Source organism: Aggregatibacter sp. HK296, assembly GCF_980469475.1.
The window spans coordinates 813,513-829,300 of record NZ_OZ413142.1 but is presented as its reverse complement, the minus strand read 5'-3'; the positions used below and the strand labels follow the sequence as shown (position 1 = coordinate 829,300).

Annotated in this window: 12 protein-coding genes and 1 pseudogene; 1 reads left to right on the top strand and 12 read right to left on the bottom strand. The window is 45.5% G+C overall.

Annotated elements, in window-relative coordinates:
* Nucleotides 1–8: 8 nt before the first annotated feature.
* From AC30SH_RS03990 to AC30SH_RS03935, 12 genes are all read right to left on the bottom strand, one after another.
* The gene (locus AC30SH_RS03990; RefSeq protein ID WP_212509680.1) at nt 9–629 is read right to left on the bottom strand and encodes a LysE family transporter; all 621 of its coding nucleotides are present in this window, start codon (nt 627–629) and stop codon (nt 9–11) included.
* 6 nt (nt 630–635) lie between these two features.
* Nucleotides 636–1,127: a phosphatidylglycerophosphatase A family protein gene (locus AC30SH_RS03985; RefSeq protein ID WP_212509681.1), complete on the bottom strand. Its 492-nt coding sequence runs from the start codon at nt 1,125–1,127 to the stop codon at nt 636–638.
* Between the two features lie 10 nt (nt 1,128–1,137).
* Nucleotides 1,138–2,121 (bottom strand): thiamine-phosphate kinase, encoded by a 984-nt coding sequence (gene thiL, locus AC30SH_RS03980; RefSeq protein ID WP_212509682.1) that lies wholly within the window; start codon nt 2,119–2,121, stop codon nt 1,138–1,140.
* Nucleotides 2,122–2,145: 24 nt separating this feature from the next.
* On the bottom strand, nt 2,146–2,571 hold the full coding sequence (gene nusB / locus AC30SH_RS03975; RefSeq protein WP_109103870.1) for a transcription antitermination factor NusB: 426 nt from the start codon (nt 2,569–2,571) through the stop codon (nt 2,146–2,148).
* A 6-nt stretch (nt 2,572–2,577) separates the two neighbouring features.
* Entirely contained in the window at nt 2,578–3,051 is a 474-nt protein-coding gene (ribH, locus tag AC30SH_RS03970) for a 6,7-dimethyl-8-ribityllumazine synthase (RefSeq protein ID WP_006718423.1), read from the bottom strand.
* A gap of 152 nt (nt 3,052–3,203) precedes the next feature.
* The gene (gene pgi, locus AC30SH_RS03965; protein ID WP_212509683.1) at nt 3,204–4,853 is read right to left on the bottom strand and encodes a glucose-6-phosphate isomerase; all 1,650 of its coding nucleotides are present in this window, start codon (nt 4,851–4,853) and stop codon (nt 3,204–3,206) included.
* A gap of 16 nt (nt 4,854–4,869) precedes the next feature.
* Nucleotides 4,870–5,952: an alanine racemase gene (alr, locus tag AC30SH_RS03960; protein WP_212509684.1), complete on the bottom strand. Its 1,083-nt coding sequence runs from the start codon at nt 5,950–5,952 to the stop codon at nt 4,870–4,872.
* Between the two features lie 24 nt (nt 5,953–5,976).
* On the bottom strand, nt 5,977–7,383 hold the full coding sequence (locus AC30SH_RS03955; RefSeq protein WP_489582149.1) for a replicative DNA helicase: 1,407 nt from the start codon (nt 7,381–7,383) through the stop codon (nt 5,977–5,979).
* A 145-nt stretch (nt 7,384–7,528) separates the two neighbouring features.
* Nucleotides 7,529–8,611, bottom strand: a complete 1,083-nt coding sequence (gene aroG, locus AC30SH_RS03950) for a 3-deoxy-7-phosphoheptulonate synthase AroG (RefSeq protein WP_376922319.1) — start codon at nt 8,609–8,611, stop codon at nt 7,529–7,531.
* Nucleotides 8,612–8,713: 102 nt separating this feature from the next.
* A complete protein-coding gene (gene lolE / locus AC30SH_RS03945) occupies nt 8,714–9,964 on the bottom strand; it encodes a lipoprotein-releasing ABC transporter permease subunit LolE (RefSeq protein ID WP_489582148.1) in 1,251 nt (416 codons plus the stop codon).
* Nucleotides 9,964–10,650, bottom strand: a complete 687-nt coding sequence (gene lolD, locus AC30SH_RS03940; RefSeq protein WP_489582147.1) for a lipoprotein-releasing ABC transporter ATP-binding protein LolD — start codon at nt 10,648–10,650, stop codon at nt 9,964–9,966. Before lolD ends, lolE begins: the two co-directional genes overlap by 1 nt.
* A gap of 14 nt (nt 10,651–10,664) precedes the next feature.
* The gene (locus AC30SH_RS03935) at nt 10,665–11,849 is read right to left on the bottom strand and encodes a lipoprotein-releasing ABC transporter permease subunit (protein ID WP_489582146.1); all 1,185 of its coding nucleotides are present in this window, start codon (nt 11,847–11,849) and stop codon (nt 10,665–10,667) included.
* Between the two features lie 219 nt (nt 11,850–12,068).
* On the opposite strand from AC30SH_RS03935, the pseudogene metH reads away from it, so the two are divergent.
* Nucleotides 12,069–15,759, top strand: a pseudogene (gene metH, locus AC30SH_RS03930) (methionine synthase).
* Nucleotides 15,760–15,788 lie beyond the last annotated feature (29 nt).

Sequence of the window (15,788 nt, the reverse complement as noted above, 5' to 3'; positions counted from 1 at the left end):
GATTTAAACTAACTCATGATGTTCAACGCACCACTGTAAATTAAGTACGCGCCAAACAGAATAAAAATCACGCCTGACACGTTATCTATATAGCGACTATATCGGCTATAAAAACGTTTTGCAAAGGGGCGTGAAAATAAGAGGGAAATCACATAGAAATAAACAAAGGTTTCTATCGTGATAATCAAAAGTGCGGTCAACATTTGCCGCGTTTCAGTGATGTTGACGAGGACAAAAGACATCACGCTGCTGAAATAAATCACCACTTTGGCGTTGGATAAATTCACCAGCAGTCCTTTGATGATTTCATTTTTAGACGCTGTGTTTTGCACCAAATTGCTTTCATCAAATACCGCATTGGTTGTGACCCGAGCCATTTTCACACCCAGATAAAACAAATAGCTACCGCCCAATGCCATCACAATACCTTGCAACGCCGGCATCGTTTTAAACACAATCGCCAAACCTAACACCGCGGCCGTCGCCCAAATGGTCACGCCAATCGTAATGCCAATCACACCATAAATTGCGGTTCGCCGAGAATGTATTGCAGCGGTACGGCTGACATAAAAGAAATCAGGCCCAGGCGAAAGCAACCCCATTAAATGAACGAACATTAAATGTAACATGATTTGCTAGATAAAATGTGCTAAGGCGAGAATGACGAGAATGCTATAACCTGCCGCCAAAATATCATCCACCATAATGCCGAAGCCGTTGGTGAGTTTTTCATCGAAATAGCGAATCGGGTAAGGTTTTAAAATATCAAACAGGCGGAAGGTCACGAAAGCAACGGCGCACCAAAATAAGGACACTTCCGGCACAGCCAACAGCACCAAGAAAACCGCGACGATCTCATCCCAAACAATGCTGCCATGATCGTGCACACCCATGTCATGGCTGGTACGTTCACATAACCAAATACCAAGAAAGAAACAAAGTGCGGTCAATATAAAAAACGTTTTTGCACCCAGCCAAGGCAGTAATAATGCGCCAACGATCACGCCCACTAAACTGCCCCAAGTACCGGGCGCAGGATGCAATAAACCGGAACCGAAACCCAATGCGAGAAAATGAATAGGGTTGCGCAACGTTACCCGTTCGAGAGGATTTTGTGGTGCAGTCATAATAAAAGACCTATTTAAAATGATCGAAACCGCCACTGGTCACGATGTCAACCGGTTGACCGTTACGTTGAAATTGAATGCGCTTTTTGCCGGCATGGCGAATTTGTCCGACACAGGTATAAGAAATGCCAAGATGCGCCAAGGCTTTTTCTAATTTTGCTTTATGGCTGTCTGGAACGGTAAAACATAATTCATAGTCTTCACCGCCCGATAAGGCAAATTGTTCCGCTTGTTCCGCGCCAAATTCCTCAATTAATTGAGGGGAAAGTGGGAGTTTGTCCAACTCAACCACCGCGCCGCATTGGCTGCGCGTTAAAATATGTCCAAGATCAGCAACGAACCCGTCAGAAATATCCACGGCGGCATTCACAACACCGGTCATCGCCAGTTCCATGCCAAATAGGACTCTTGGTGTAGGATGTAAATGGCGACGAATTAAATATTCTTGCGCAGAATTGACCGCACTTTTGCCCTGCAATAGGAAAGACAAGCCCGCAGCGCTATCGCCCAAGGTGCCGGATACATAGATCCAATCGCCCACTTTGGCGTGATGGCGACAAAGGCATTTGTTCTTCGCCATAATCCCTTGCGCAGTAATGGTGACACTTAAAGGCCCTTTGGTTGTATCTCCACCAATTAAATCCACGTTGTAATGATCGAGGATATCAAAAAAGCTTTCGCTGAATTCCGCCAACCAATCATGATCAATTTTTGGTAAGGTTAAAGCTAATGAAATCCAAGCAGGCTCTGCGCCCATGGCGGCAAGATCACTTAAATTACACGCAACGGCTTTATACGCCAAATCGGCAGGACGAATATTCGGCAAGAAATGGATGTTTTCCACCATAGTATCGGTGGTAATAGCAAGATGCTGATTAGGATTTAATTCGGTGACGGCACAATCGTCACCGACAGAAAGGAGGACATCTTTGCGAGGCACACGTTTAGAGGCGGTAAAATAGCGTTGAATAATATCAAATTCACCCTCTGTCATTGTGCCTCCTTGTCTCAATGAAGATTAACGTCGTACAACCGGTGCGATTTTATCCAACACACCGTTGATGTATTTGTGGCTTTCATCTGCGCCAAAAACTTTGGCGACTTCGATTGCTTCGTTGATCACCACTTTATAAGGTACATCCGCCTCAAATTGCAGCTCATACACCGCTAAACGTAAAATGGCTTTTTCGATTGGATCCAGTTCCTCTAAACCACGATCTAAGTAGCCTTGCATGGTGCGCTCCACTGCCTCCACATTTTCCACCGTTTGGCGGAATAATTTACGGAAATACGGGGTATCCACGCCCTTCATGTCCTGTTCGGTCATGAAATTGAGTTCTACGATTTCCGGTGAATTTTGTGAAACCGCCCAAGAATATAACGCTTGCACGGCACATTCACGCGCACGACGACGAGGAGAAATTTTCTTTACTTGTTCCGTCATTGTCACTTAGGCTGCCTGAATTTGATTTAAAAGATTTACCATTTCTAACGCAACCAAGGCGGCTTCCGCGCCTTTATTACCCGCTTTGGTGCCCGCACGTTCAATGGCTTGTTCAATGTTTTCAGTGGTTAATACGCCGAATGCTACCGGAATGTCAGATTCCATCGCCACTTTGCCTAAGCCGCTGCTGGCTTCGCCTGCCACATATTCAAAATGCGCTGTGCCGCCACGAATCACCGTGCCTAAAGCCACGATAGCATCAAATTTTTTGCTTTCCGCCAAACGACGCGCAACTAATGGCAATTCATACGCGCCCGGTACGCGAACTAAAGTGATATTTTCGTCTTTTACTTGACCGACACGTTTCAACGCATCAAGAGCACCTTCCAAAAGACTTTCATTGATAAAACTGTTAAAGCGTCCGATAACAACGGCAACTTTCGCTTCTGGTGCAGCGATATGACCTTCTAAAATTTTCATGTGATTTCCTTTGTAAGATGAATAAAAAAGAGTGCGCGGATTCTAGCATAAAATTCATTTTCTGGCAGTAAGAAAAAGCCAAAGTGCGGTTAAAAAACACTGTTTTTTATAACCGCACTTTATTGCTAATTAGCATTGCCAATCAGACAGAATTAACGCCAAGCTTTGAATTGGTTAATCAAGCCGTTGGTTGAACTATCGTGGCTTTCCACTTTCTCGTTATTTACTAATTCAGGCAGAATTCGGTTAGCAAGTTGTTTACCTAGTTCCACGCCCCATTGGTCGAAGCTGTAAATGTTGAACAACACACCTTGTACGAAAATTTTGTGTTCGTACATGGCAATCAACGCCCCTAAACTAAACGGTGTGATTTTTTGTAACAAAATGGAATTGGTCGGTTTGTTACCGGTAAACACTTTAAACGGCACGATGTCTTTCACATCTTCCAAGGTTTTACCTGCATTCAAGAATTCGGCTTCCACTTGTTCTTTGGTTTTACCAAATGCCAACGCTTCGGTTTGGGCAAAGAAGTTGGAAAGCAATTTGTTGTGATGATCGGACAACGGATTATGGCTTTGCGCCGGTGCAATGAAATCACAAGGAATTAATGTGGTACCTTGGTGAATCAATTGATAAAACGCGTGCTGACCGTTCGTGCCCGGTTCACCCCAAATAATTGGGCCGGTTTGATAGCCGTCGATCACTTTGCCATCACGGCCGACATATTTACCGTTAGATTCCATGTTGCCTTGTTGGAAATAGGCGGCAAAACGGTGTAAATATTGGTCGTACGGTAAAATCGCTTCCGTTTGTGCACCGAGGAAGTTGGTGTTCCACAAGCCCACTAAAGCTAGCGTTGTCGGAATATTTTGTGCTAATGGCGCATTGCGGAAATGTTTATCCATTTCATGGGCACCGCTTAATAAGGCTTCAAAGTTTTCAAAGCCGATAGAAAGCGCAATAGACAAACCAATAGCAGACCATAAAGAATAACGACCGCCTACCCAATCCCAGAATTCAAACATATTGTTGGTATCAATGCCGAATTCTGCGACCGCTTTTGCATTGGTCGAAAGCGCGGCAAAGTGTTTTGCCACATGGGCAGGATCTTTTGCTGCAGCAAGGAACCAATCACGGGCAGACAAGGCATTCGTCATGGTTTCTTGGGTGGTGAATGTTTTGGACGCCACTAAAATTAAAGTGGTTTCCGGATTCACTTTTTTCAACGTTTCCGCAATGTGTGTCCCGTCCACGTTAGAAACAAAATGCATGGTTAAATGATTTTTATACGGGCGCAAGGCTTCGGTCACCATGTAAGGGCCAAGATCGGAACCGCCGATACCGATATTGATCACATCGGTAATAGCTTTGCCGGTATAACCTTTCCATTCACCGGAAATCACGCGTTCACAGAACGATTTCATTTTGGCGAGCACGGCATTCACTTCCGGCATCACATCTTTGCCATCCACGAAAACCGGCGTATTAGAACGGTTACGAAGTGCGGTATGTAATACGGCACGATTTTCCGTACGGTTGATTTTTTCACCGTTGAACATGGCTTCTTTAGCTTGGGTTAAACCACACTCTTCAGTGAGTTGACGCAATAAACCAAGGGTTTCTTGAGTCAGGTTATTTTTGGAAAAATCGATCAAAATCTCGTTGTTAAAGGTTAAGGAATAGTTGGCGAAACGATCTTTCTCTTGCGCGAATAAATCTTGAATGGTTGTATTTTTATGTTGCGCATGATGTTGGGTTAACGCTTTCCATGCATTCGTTTGGGTTGGATTGATATTTTGCATAAGCACTCCTTTAAATTTAATCAATGTATTCGGTTAATACACGCGGGGTTAATTTAGTGATTAATTCATAACTGATAACGCCCGTAATTTCTGCGATTTCTTCAATCGGTAATTCTTTGCCCCACAAGATCACTTCATCGCCGACCTTGTCTTGGCTGTCTGCGCCAAGATCGACAGTCAGCATATCCATGGACACTTTACCCACAATCGGCACACGGCGACCATTCAGATAAACCGGTGTCCCTTGTGGCACATCACGCGGATAACCGTCACCATACCCGATAGCTACCACACCGATTTTCGTATCTTTTTCACTTGTCCAAACACCGCCGTATCCCACCGGCTCGCCCTTTTTATGTTCGCGCACGGCGATTAAGGAGGAGGTTAAATTCATCACCGGCGTTAAACCGTATTCTTTTCCTGCGGTATTATTTGGAGAAATGCCGTACATAATGATGCCAGGGCGAATCCAGTCTAAATGCGCGTCCTGCCAGAACAAAATACCACCGGAAGCAGAAATGCTCCGCTCACCGGCTTTGCCTTCCGTTGCCTGTAAAAAGCGGCTTAATTGTTTTTCTGTGTAACCGCACTCTAGCTCATCAGCACGGCTAAAATGGCTCACAAAGCCAATATTCGAATCAACACACGGAAGCGATTTGAGTTTTTGATAAAAGTTGTCCACTTCGTCCAAATGCACGCCTAAACGATGCATTCCTGTATCAATTTTTAACCACACTTTCACCGGATTAGGCGTTTGGGCTTCTTCAAGAGCCTCTAACTGTTCTTGGCTATGCACGACAGTTTGAATGTTATTAACGGCTAAAATAGGTAGGTCTTTGGAAGAGAAAAAACCTTCTAACAGCAAAATCGGTTTGGTGATGCCGTTGGAGCGTAATTTTAGTGCTTCTTCTAAACGCGCCACGCCAAAGCAGTCCACCATACTTTCTACGGCAGAAGAGACGAACACCACGCCGTGTCCGTAGGCATTGGCTTTTACCACCGCAATAATTTTACTATTTGGGGCTTTTTGTTTAATGGTTTGAATATTGTGTTTTAACGCAACAGAACTGATTTTCGCTGTTGCAGGTTTCATGTGCATTTTTTATCTCTTTTACTCTGTTATCTAATATTCGTCATCATAATGATGATGTTCTGCTAAGTTATCAAAACGGGAAAAATTGCCTTGGAATGCCAATTTCACGCGTCCAATCGGCCCGTTACGCTGTTTACCGATGATAATTTCCGCGATGCCTTTTTCTTCCGACTCACGGTTATACACTTCATCGCGATAAATAAACATAATCAAGTCCGCATCCTGCTCAATAGAGCCTGATTCCCGCAAGTCTGAGTTGACCGGGCGTTTATCCTGACGGTTTTCCAAGGTACGGTTTAATTGTGACAGGGCGATCACCGGCACTTCCAATTCTTTTGCCAAGGCTTTCAAAGAACGGGAAATTTCCGCAATTTCCAACGTACGATTTTCAGAAAAAGCCGGGGCACGCATTAATTGAAGATAGTCCACCATGATTAAACTTAAGCCGTTATTTTCACGATAAACCCGTCTTGCACGGGAACGCAGCTCCGTCGGCGTTAAACCGGAAGAATCGTCAATAAATAAATTCGGTTTTTTCGCCAGCATACCCATGGTACTGGAAATTTTTGCCCAATCGTTGTCATCCAAGCCCTGACCGGTACGAATTTTCGTTTGATCCACGCGTGAAAGTGACGCCAAACTACGCATCATAATCTGTTCTGCCGGCATCTCTAAACTGAACACCAAGACGGGTTTATCACTGCCTAACGCCGCATTTTCACATAGGTTCATGGCAAAGGTAGTTTTCCCCATGGAAGGACGCGCCGCCACAATAATCAAGTCGGATTTTTGCAAGCCTGCCGTTTTCTTATCTAAATCTTTGAAACCGGTGGAAACGCCGGTGACACCGGAATGATCTTTAATTTGGCTGAGTTGTTCGATTTTGTTAATGGTGTTTTCCAGAATGGAAATGATATTTTGTGGGCCTTCAGTACCGGATGTGCGCTTCTCAGCAATGGCAAAAACCTCTCGCTCCGCCTCATCCAGCAAATGTTTCACATCCTGTCCTTTTGGAGAATAGCTGTTTTGCGCAATTTTGTTCCCAACGGAAATCAACTCGCGCATGATCGCCTTTTCTCGCACCACATTGGCATAAGCCATCACGTTGGCTGCACTCGGCGTGTTATTGGAAAGCTCCGCCAAATAAGCAAAACCGCCCACCTGTTCGATGACTTCCCGACTTTTTAGTGCCTGTTCTAAGGTAATTAAATCCACCGGCGATTGCTGGGCAATCAGCTTTTCCATTTCCTCGAAAATCAGACGATGTTCAAAGCGATAAAAATCCTCTTTCACCACATTTTCTGCCACATCATCCCAATACATGTTATTCAGCAAAATACTGCCCAACACGGCTTGTTCTGCTTCAATAGAATGAGGTGGAATGTTCAAATTGGTGGTGTTTTGTTCTTTTGCCGGAGGAGAATTTTTAGACGCCATTATTGCCTCAGTGGATAAAAATAAGTCCCTATATGATATACCAAATCCGGAGGCGGTTTAACTTAAAAGTCAAAAAAAGTGCGGTGGAAATTCGCTCTGAAAATCCACCGCACTTTTGTTTGAAATGAACGGGTGAAAAGAAAGATCAGCCGTTTAATTTGCGTTTTGCCACCACCGCATCGGATAACTCTTGCAAGACTTTTTCACTGTCTTCCCAACCGATACAGCTGTCGGTAATGCTTTGGCCGTAAGTTAATGGTTTGCCTTCGACCAAATCTTGACGGCCTTCAACCAAATGGCTTTCAATCATCACGCCGAAAATTTTATCGGAACCTGCGGCAATTTGACGTGCCACTTCACGGCTCACATCTAATTGTTTTTTGAATTGTTTGTAGCTGTTGGCATGGCTGAAATCCACCATGACATGGGCTCTATAACCTGCTTTGGCAAGTTCATCGCACACCTCGGCAACATCTTGTTCGCTGTAATTCGGGCCATTGTCACCACCACGTAAAATAATGTGGCAGTCTTCGTTACCTTTGGTGGAAACGATAGCAGAATGACCAAACTTCGTAACAGACAAAAAATGATGTGGTGCTTCTGCGGCACCAATCGCGTCTAGGGCAATTTTTACGCCACCGTTGGTCGCATTTTTAAAGCCAACGGCACAAGATAAACCGGAAGCCAGTTCACGGTGCACTTGGGATTCGGTGGTTCTTGCACCAATCGCGCCCCAACTCATGAAATCCGCTAAATATTGCGGCGTGATCATATCCAAAAACTCCCCTGCCGTCGGCACGGTTAAATCGTTAATGTCAGACAATAATTTACGTGCCATACGCAAACCGTCGTTCAAGGCATAGGTATTATTTAAGTGCGGGTCATTAATTAAACCTTTCCAGCCCACAGTGGTACGCGGTTTTTCAAAATACACACGCATGATAATTTGTAAGGTATCCTGGTATTTTTCACGCATTAATTTAATGCGTTTCGCATATTCTAATGCAGCTTTCGGATCATGAATGGAACAAGGCCCGATAACCACAAGTAAACGATCATCTTCACCATGAATAATTTTATGCGCTTCGTGACGGGCATTTTCCACCGTTTTCACCGCAACGCTGCTTGCCGGATATTTTTCTAGCAACGCAATCGGGGGTAACACCTGTTCAATCTTGCCAATTCGCGTATCATCGTTTTCAATAGAAATATCGTTTTTTGTATTCATTATTCACTCGCTTATCTTCATAAAATTCTAAAATGACCGAAAAAGTGGTATTACTCTACCACTGCAATTTGTACTAGTAAACTAGTTTATTTGATTTCTTTTTTAATGACCGCTTAATACCTGTGCCGGTTGCAATTTCGCCGCACGATTTGCCGGATAAAGGCTGGCAAATAAACTGAGAATTAACGCAGAAAGCAACACCAGCAACACATCTTGCCAATGTAGCTCGGTTGGTAGGAAGTCCACGAAATAAATGCCGTCAGATAATAATTTCCTACCGATTAAACCTTCCAAACCCTGTATAAGTGCGGTCAAATTTAAGGCCAAAATCACGCCCAACACAATGCCAATGAGACAGCCTTTCATGCCCGCCTGCAAGCCATACCAAATAAAAATACGCTTAATAAACCCATTATTCGCCCCAAGGGTACGCATGATGGCAATGTCACCGGCTTTATCTTTCACTGCCATGATGAGCGTGGACACGATATTAAAACACGCCACCCCAATCACCAGCACCATAGCAATGTACATCACCGTGCGAATCAGCTGAATATCACGATACATATAGCCGAATTTACTGATCCAGTTTTGCAGGTAGAGCATCTGCGGATAATCTTGCAACATAGAATAATCAAGGGTTTGAATGTTAAACGGATCGGTGGTTTTCAGTTCCACTCCGCTCACCTGTTCCGCTTGATAATTCATCAACTGCTGCGCCTGTGCCAATGGCATGAGGGCATAACTGTGATCCAACTGGCCGTCTAAACGCAAAATCCCCGTGACTTGGATACGTTCTCGCAACGGCTGCGTCAAATTTTCCGAGCCTGTTTGTTGTGAAATTAACAGTGAAACCCAATCCCCTTCTTGCACATCCAAATCCCGAGCAATTCCCGAGCCCAGCACCAACCCGCCATGTTGCGCAAAATTTTGCCATCCCTGATTTAACACAAAACGCCCAAGGGAACTCACTTGATCTTGCAACGCCGTTTCCACGCCTTTGATTTGCACCACTTTTAATTTCGCGCCGTTTTCCACGAGCGCAGTAAAACTGACAAAAGGCGAAACGCCGGTAATTTGCGGATTTTGTCGTAGCTTGGCGGCAAGATGTTGCCAATAATCAATCGGTGCATTGCTTTGCCCGTTTGCAGAGGAAATCTCCGCATGCGGCACCACTGCCAAAATCCGTTGATTGAGTTCACGTTCAAAGCCGTTCATGGCACTTAAGCCGATAATTAACACCGCCACGCCCAAGGCAATCCCCATGCTGGAAAAAAACGAAATCAGCGACACCAAACGGTTTTTATGTTTACTGCGTTGATAGCGCCAACTAATAAAAAATGGCGTATTCATCAGTCATTTTCCTCGCGTAGCACACCGTCTTGCATAATTAAACGGCGATTCAATTTTTCCGCCAAATTCAAGTCATGGGTGACCAATAAGAACGCAATTTGCTTTTCTTGGTTAAGCTGTTGAATCAACTCAAAAATGCTTTCCGTGGTTTTGTGATCCAAATTGCCGGTAGGTTCGTCCGCCAGTACCAATGCCGGATTATTCACCAACGCTCGGGCAATTGCTACCCGTTGGCGTTCTCCACCGGATAACGCAGACGGGCGATGTGAAATTCTGTGCTGTAAACCGACCGCACTTAAGATCTGTTCGGCACGACCCTGCGCTTCCGTTTTGTTTTGTTGCCCGATAAGCATCGGCATCATCACGTTCTCAAGCGCAGTGAAATCTGCCATCAAATGATGAAACTGATACACAAAGCCTAAATATTGATTGCGCAACTTCGCCAAGGCATTCGGGCTCATTTGTTGCAACGATTGTCCTTTGATAAACACTTCACCGCTGCTCGGTTGATCTAATCCGCCCAAGGTGTGCAACAACGTACTTTTGCCCGAACCTGAACTCCCCACAATCGCCACCAATTCACTCGGTTGCATAGAAAAAGACACCTGTTTTAGCACTTCCGTTTGTTGTGTGCCTTCTTGGTAAAATTTACTCACATTTTGGCAAGATAATAATGCTGTATTCATTTTTTCATCTCTTTTTATTCGTAGCGCAAGGCTTCTGCCGGTTCCACTTTCGCGGCGCGATAGGCCGGATAAATGGTGGATAACAATGACAATAATAAGGAAAACGCGATAATCGTCAGAATTTGCCAAGGCTCAAGTGCGGTCGGCAAATACATCGTTTTTGCGCCTAAGATATTCACGATAGCGTCCAAATTTAACGTCACTAACACGCCCAATATGGCGCCTATCAAGGTGCCCATCAAACCGACTAATAAACCTTGATAAATAAAGATGGAACGCACCTGCCCTTTCGTTAAACCAAGAGTTTGCAATATGGCGATTTCACCCTGTTTGTCCACCACCATCAGGCTTAAAGACGTAATAATATTAGACACCGCCACTACAATAATTAAGCTCACCAACAAGCCCATCATGTTTTTTTCCATACGCACCGCTTGGAAAAACTCGCCTTTTTGTGTGCGCCAATCGGTGATTTGCTCTGCAGAAGGAAACGCGGCCGGCAGCTCGGTAATTTGGAACGGATCTGTTAAAAATAAACGGAAACCTTGTGCTTCGCCCGGCTGAATTCGCATTAAGCGTCCAATGTCCGTTAAATTGGCAAACGCTTCATAACCGGATACTTCGCCCGTCTCAAAATAGATTTCACTGACGGTAAATAAACGTTGCAACGGCACGCGCCCAAAAGGCGTATATTGGCTGTTTTCGGTAATCATTAAACGCACTTTGTCGCCAACATGCAGGTTTAATTTTTGCGCCAGTTGATCGCCAATGATAATTTTAAATTCGCCTGTCGGTAGCAAATCCTCAAAATTCTGCTCAGTCAATGTGGATAAAATTGGGTCATCCGAAAATTGTCGAATCCCAATCACCTGCCCTGCGCTGACACCGCCCGCGGTTTGAAAAATCACATTCGTCATGTTTATCGGCACGGCTTTTTGCACGAAATTCGGCATAGGCGGCTCGGCATCATCAATCTTCACCTTACCGTTCGGGCTGACAATGGCGTGTGGAATGGAAGAAAGCACTTGTTGCTTTTGATAGCCTTCCAAACCGTTCATTACAGACAGCACAATAATCAATGCCATCACGCCAAGCACAATGCCGAAACTAGCTAAATTCGTCACCAACCGCCCAAAACGATCGGCACTTTTCGCCCGCCAATAGCGCAATGCAATAAAAAGAGGGGTAGATAAGGTCATAAGGGATAAAAAAATCATTAAAAATACGAGAAAAATTGCGCGCTAGTTTAGCATATACCAAGATAAAAAGCAGAAAATCGGCAAAGAATTCTCTTCTTATGCCTACTAGAAAAATGCGTTAAAAAAACACCGCACTTTTAGAGAGATAACATTTGACAGCGCAAGCACATCTTCCTACTATTCCTCCCATTTATTTGAACTCCAACAAACGGAAAGCTTATTTTGAAAAACACCACTGAAATACTAAAAAACGCCCTTGCCGAACGTATCCTCATTTTAGACGGCGCCATGGGGACGATGATCCAAAAATATAAACTCACCGAAGCGGATTTCCGTGGTGAACGCTTTGCTGAAAGTGCGGTCGATTTACGCGGCAATAATGATTTGCTAACCCTTACCCAACCGTTACTCATTTCTGCCATTCATGAAAAATATTTAGAAGCCGGCGCGGATATCATTGAAACCAATACATTCAGCTCCACCACCATCGCGCAAGCGGATTACGACTTGCAATCTATTGCTTACGAACTCAACTTTGCCGGCGCAAAACTGGCACGTTTGGCGGCGGATAAATACAGCACGCCGGAAAAACCACGTTTCGTCGCGGGGATTCTCGGCCCGACGAACCGCACCGCGTCCATTTCTCCGAACGTGAACGATCCCGGTTTCCGTAATGTCACCTTTATGGAACTAGTAGATGCCTATTCCGAAGCTACACGTGGTTTAATTGAAGGTGGTGCCGATTTAATTATGATCGAAACCATTTTCGATACGCTGAATGCCAAAGCGGCAGTGTTTGCCATTGAAACTGTATTTGAAGCATTGGGCGTGGAATTGCCGATTATGATTTCCGGCACCATTACCGATGCTTCCGGCCGTACCCTTTCCGGACAAACCACTGAAGCGTTCTACAACTCGCTTCGTCACGCTAAACCGCTCACGTTTGGTTTGAACTGTGCGTTAGGCCCGAAAGAATTACGCCAGTATGTTGAACAACTGTCTAAAATCAGTGAAACCTATGTTTCCGTCCACCCGAACGCAGGCTTGCCAAATGCCTTCGGCGGCTACGATCTCGGTGCGGAAGACATGGCGGCACACCTTAAAGAATGGGCGGAAAGCGGCTTTGTAAACATTATCGGTGGCTGTTGCGGCACCACACCGGAACACATCAAAGCCTTTGCCGATGCGGTAGAAAACATCCCACCACGCAAATTGCCACAAATTAAAACCGCCATGCGTTTATCGGGCTTAGAACCGCTTAATATTGATGATGAAAGCCTGTTCGTGAACGTGGGCGAACGTAATAACGTGACAGGCTCGGCGAAATTTAAACGCTTAATTAAAGAAGACAAATTTGCCGAAGCAATTGAAATTGCCATAGACCAAGTGGAAAACGGCGCGCAAGTGATCGACGTGAACATGGACGAAGCCTTGCTCGACGGCAAAAAATGCATGACCCGTTTCCTCAATATTATGGCGACCGAACCCGATGCAGCAAAAGTGCCGGTGATGATTGACTCCTCCAAATGGGAAGTAATTGAGGCGGGCTTGCAATCGGTGCAAGGTAAGCCGATTGTGAACTCCATCTCGTTGAAAGAAGGCGAAGAGATCTTTATCGAACACGCCAAACTGGTGCGTAAATACGGCGCAGCCGTAGTTGTCATGGCGTTCGACGAAGTGGGACAAGCGGACACCGAAGATCGCAAAGTGGAAATCTGTACCCGTGCTTATAACATCTTAGTCAACCAACTTGGCTTCCCGCCGGAAGACATTATTTTCGACCCGAACATTTTCGCCATCGGCACCGGGATTGAAGAACACAACAATTACGGCGTGGATTTCATTAACGCCACAGGTCGTATTAAACGTAGTCTTCCGCACGCCAAAATTTCCGGCGGTGTGTCAAACGTGTCCTTCTCCTTCCGTGGTAACAACGTGATGCGTGAAGCCATTCACGCCGTTTTCCTCTATCACGCCATCAAACAAGGCATGGATATGGGAATCGTGAACGCAGGACAGCTCGCGATTTACGATGATCTTGATCCGGAATTACGCAATGTGATTGAAGACGCCGTCTTGAACCGCACGCCGGATGGCACAGAACGTTTATTGGATATTGCGGAAAAATATCGCAACCAAGGTAACGATGAAAGTGCGGTGGATTCTGTGGCCGAATGGCGCACTTGGCCGGTGGAAGAACGTTTAAAACACGCGCTGGTGAAAGGCATTACTACGCACATCATCGAAGACACCGAAGAAGCCCGCCAAAAATTGCCAACACCGTTAGAGGTGATCGAAGGTCCGCTCATGGCGGGTATGGACGTGGTGGGCGATTTGTTCGGCGACGGCAAAATGTTCCTCCCGCAAGTGGTGAAATCTGCACGCGTGATGAAACAATCCGTGGCGTATTTAGAGCCGTTTATCAACGCCACCAAACAAAAAGGCTCCAGCAACGGCAAGGTGGTGATCGCCACAGTGAAAGGTGACGTACACGACATTGGCAAAAACATCGTGAGCGTGGTGTTGCAATGTAATAACTTTGAAGTGATTGACTTGGGCGTGATGGTGCCGGCAGATAAAATCATTCAAACGGCGATTGATGAAAAAGCGGATCTTATCGGTTTGAGCGGTTTGATTACGCCATCTTTAGACGAAATGGAATACTTCCTTGGCGAAATGACACGTTTAGGTTTGAACTTGCCAGTCTTGATCGGCGGTGCAACGACCTCCAAAGAACATACCGCCATTAAACTGTATCCAAAATATAAACAACACGGCGTGTTCTATACCTCAAACGCCTCCCGTGCGGTAACGGTGTGTGCCACATTGATGAACCCTGAAGGTCGTGCGGCATTGTGGGAACAGTTCAAAAAGGATTACGAGAAAATCCAACAATCCTTCGCCAACCGCAAACCACTGCGTAAACAACTTAGCATTGAAGAAGCGCGCGCCAACCGTTTTGATGGCTTTAGCGGCGAATGGGCGGATTATGTTCCGCCAACGCCAAAACAAACAGGCATTGTGGAATTTAAAAACGTGCCGATTGCCGAGCTGCGCAAATTTATCGACTGGTCGCCGTTCTTCCGCGTATGGGGCTTGATGGGCGGTTATCCAGATGCGTTTGATCATCCGGAAAGCGGACAAGAAGCTCGACGCGTGTGGAATGATGCACAAGGCATGTTGGATGAATTCGAGAAAAACCACAAACTCAATCCAAGTGGTATTTTAGGTATTTTCCCTGCGGAACGTGTGGGCGATGATGTGGTGTTATTCTCCGATGAAGACCGCACTCAACCTATCGGCACGGCTTACGGCTTACGCCAACAAACGGAACGTGGCAAAAACAGCAAAAGCCAATTTAACTTTGCCTTGAGCGACTTTATCGCTGATCGCGAAAGCGGCAAAAAAGACTGGATGGGCATGTTCGCCGTGTGCGCCGGCATTGAAGAAATGGATTTAGTGGAAGGCTACAAAGCAGCAGGCGATGACTACAACGCCATCTTGCTACAAGCCGTAGGCGACCGCCTCGCCGAAGCCATGGCAGAATACCTGCACTTTGAGCTACGCACCCGCATTTGGGGCTACACTCAAGAGGAATTCGACAACCAAGGGTTAATCAATGAAAACTATGTCGGCATCCGTCCGGCGCCAGGTTATCCAAGCTGCCCTGAACATACCGAAAAAGCCTTGATTTGGGATTTATTAGAAGTCGAACAACGCATTGGCATGAAACTCACCGAAAGCTACGCCATGTGGCCGGCAGCTTCCGTCTGCGGTTGGTACTTCACCCACCCGGCAAGTAACTATTTCACTTTAGGTCGCATTGATGAAGACCAAGCTCAAGATTATGCCAAACGTAAAGGCTGGGATGAGAGAGATGATGAAGTGGTTGGGTGTGGCGATGAAGTAGGGTTACACATAAAAGATATGAGCATTTAC

Coding starts and splice junctions, on each gene's coding strand:
- thiL (WP_212509682.1), bottom strand. CDS start 2,121: ATGACAGAGGGTGAATTTGATATTATTCAACGCTATTTTACCGCCTCT.
- pgi (WP_212509683.1), bottom strand. CDS start 4,853: ATGCAAAATATCAATCCAACCCAAACGAATGCATGGAAAGCGTTAACC.
- ribH (WP_006718423.1), bottom strand. CDS start 3,051: ATGAAAATTTTAGAAGGTCATATCGCTGCACCAGAAGCGAAAGTTGCC.
- lolE (WP_489582148.1), bottom strand. CDS start 9,964: ATGAATACGCCATTTTTTATTAGTTGGCGCTATCAACGCAGTAAACAT.
- AC30SH_RS03985 (WP_212509681.1), bottom strand. CDS start 1,127: ATGACTGCACCACAAAATCCTCTCGAACGGGTAACGTTGCGCAACCCT.
- AC30SH_RS03955 (WP_489582149.1), bottom strand. CDS start 7,383: ATGGCGTCTAAAAATTCTCCTCCGGCAAAAGAACAAAACACCACCAAT.
- AC30SH_RS03990 (WP_212509680.1), bottom strand. CDS start 629: ATGTTACATTTAATGTTCGTTCATTTAATGGGGTTGCTTTCGCCTGGG.
- nusB (WP_109103870.1), bottom strand. CDS start 2,571: ATGACGGAACAAGTAAAGAAAATTTCTCCTCGTCGTCGTGCGCGTGAA.
- alr (WP_212509684.1), bottom strand. CDS start 5,952: ATGCACATGAAACCTGCAACAGCGAAAATCAGTTCTGTTGCGTTAAAA.
- aroG (WP_376922319.1), bottom strand. CDS start 8,611: ATGAATACAAAAAACGATATTTCTATTGAAAACGATGATACGCGAATT.
- AC30SH_RS03935 (WP_489582146.1), bottom strand. CDS start 11,849: ATGACCTTATCTACCCCTCTTTTTATTGCATTGCGCTATTGGCGGGCG.
- lolD (WP_489582147.1), bottom strand. CDS start 10,650: ATGAATACAGCATTATTATCTTGCCAAAATGTGAGTAAATTTTACCAA.